Source organism: Synechococcus sp. W60.3 (assembly GCF_047502615.1).
GTDB lineage: Bacteria > Cyanobacteriota > Cyanobacteriia > Thermostichales > Thermostichaceae > Thermostichus.
Genome location: NZ_JANSHJ010000075.1, coordinates 1 through 1926, shown reverse-complemented (window position 1 = coordinate 1926; position 1926 = coordinate 1). Strand labels below are relative to the sequence as shown.

Below are 1926 nucleotides of genomic sequence, written 5' to 3'. Positions count from 1 at the left end.
GGTTCTTTTGTGGACTGCGTAAGAATCCCCCGCCTTTAGGCGGTGGGAGTGTCAACTTCCTCCCCTCTGGCTGTGGGAGAGGGGCTAGGGGTGAGGGATCCAAAAGACTACAATAGCGCCAGCCCATCCTCAAATCCTCTAAACGGGATCCCTAAGGCCGTGATCTCCCTCAACTTACGGCCCAGCCTGGAGTTGACCGATGAAATCTTTGAACAGCTCTGCCGGCAGAACCCTGAGCTGCGCCTGGAGCGCACCGCCAAAGGGGAGCTAGTGGCCATGGCCCCTGTCGGCAGCGAAAGCAGCCGCCAAAACTTGAGCCTCAGCGCCCAACTCTGGCAATGGAACCGCCAAACCCAGCTTGGCGTGGCCTTTGATGCTTCTGCCGGCTTTGCCCTGCCCAACGGGGCTATTCGCTCTCCCGATGCCGCCTGGATTGCCAAGGAGCGCTGGCAGCAGCTTACTCCAGAGCAGCGCCGCCGCTTTGCCCCCCTGTGTCCGGATTTTGTCCTGGAATTGCGATCCCCTTCCGACGACCTGGCTGCTTTGCAGGCCAAGCTGCAGGAGTACCTCGAGAACGGATCCCAACTGGGCTGGCTGATCGACCCGGAAAGCCAGCGAGTTTACGTCTATCGCCCCGGCCAGCCCGTCCAAGTTCTGGAGCGCCCAGCTTACCTAGAAGGGGATCCCGTCCTCCCTGGCTTTGTTGCCGATCTCACCCTAGTCTGGGAATAGTTCCCAGGGAACTTGCCTATGATCGCGCTTAACCTACGGCCCAGCCTGGAGTTGACCGATGAAATCTTTGAACAGCTCTGCCGGCAGAACCCTGAGCTGCGCCTGGAGCGCACCGCCAAAGGGGAGCTAGTGGCCATGGCCCCTGTCGGCAGCGAAAGCAGCCGCCAAAACTTGAGCCTCAGCGCCCAACTCTGGCAATGGAACCGCCAAACCCAGCTTGGCGTGGCCTTTGATGCTTCTGCCGGCTTTGCCCTGCCCAACGGGGCTATTCGCTCTCCCGATGCCGCCTGGATTGCCAAGGAGCGCTGGCAGCAGCTTACTCCAGAGCAGCGCCGCCGCTTTGCCCCCCTGTGTCCGGATTTTGTCCTGGAATTGCGATCCCCTTCCGACGACCTGGCTGCTTTGCAGGCCAAGCTGCAGGAGTACCTCGAGAACGGATCCCAACTGGGCTGGCTGATCGACCCGGAAAGCCAGCGAGTTTACGTCTATCGCCCCGGCCAGCCCGTCCAAGTTCTGGAGCGCCCAGCTTACCTAGAAGGGGATCCCGTCCTCCCTGGCTTTGTTGCCGATCTCAGCTTAGTTTGGGAATAATCTGCCCCGAGCTGCCCTCTTTTTCCACCAGCCCTTAACCGATGGCTATCAGCAACCACGAACTTGACACTCCCACCGCCTAAAGGCGGGGGATTTTGACGCAGTTCAAAAACGAACTCGCAAAGGCGCTGTCAAGATGCCTCTAGATAGTTCCTTGAGGCAAAGCCTCAAGGTTTTGCTTACTATCTATGATCGCGTAAGCGGGACGAAGTCCTTACAAAAGTTCGTTTTTGTTTAGCGTTGCGTAGCGGAACAGCTTACCTCCGAGGAGCGCCATCGCTTTGCCTTCCTAGGCTCGGATTACGCTCCTCTGTGGACGATCTGGTTGCTTTGCAAGCCACGCTGCAGAAGTACCTCGACAACGGCGCCCAACTGGGCTGGCTAATTGACCCGGAAAGCCGAAGAATCTACATCTATCGTCCCGGCCAGCCAGTACAAGTCCTGGAGCGCCCAGCTTATCTGCAAGAGGATTCTCTGGCTTTGCCCTGGATCTCGCAACCCAACTCTGCTCTCAAAATGAGCAAAGCTCTGTATTCCGGAAAACGGTCAAGTACAGCCTTTTAATTTAAAATAGGGTACAGGTATTCAAGAGGAAGGAGAGAA

Annotated in this window: 3 protein-coding genes; all 3 read left to right on the top strand. The window is 57.8% G+C overall.

Annotated features, from left to right (window positions below; all coding sequences use genetic code 11):
• Positions 1 to 159: 159 nt before the first annotated feature.
• Positions 160 to 732, top strand: coding sequence for a Uma2 family endonuclease (locus NW846_RS12510; RefSeq protein ID WP_414516194.1), 573 nt, complete (start codon positions 160 to 162; stop codon positions 730 to 732).
• Positions 733 to 750: 18 nt separating this feature from the next.
• A complete protein-coding gene (locus NW846_RS12505) occupies positions 751 to 1323 on the top strand; it encodes a Uma2 family endonuclease (RefSeq protein WP_414516192.1) in 573 nt (190 codons plus the stop codon).
• A 312-nt stretch (positions 1324 to 1635) separates the two neighbouring features.
• Positions 1636 to 1887, top strand: coding sequence for a Uma2 family endonuclease (locus NW846_RS12500; RefSeq protein WP_414516190.1), 252 nt, complete (start codon positions 1636 to 1638; stop codon positions 1885 to 1887).
• The last annotated feature ends 39 nt before the right edge of the window (positions 1888 to 1926 follow it).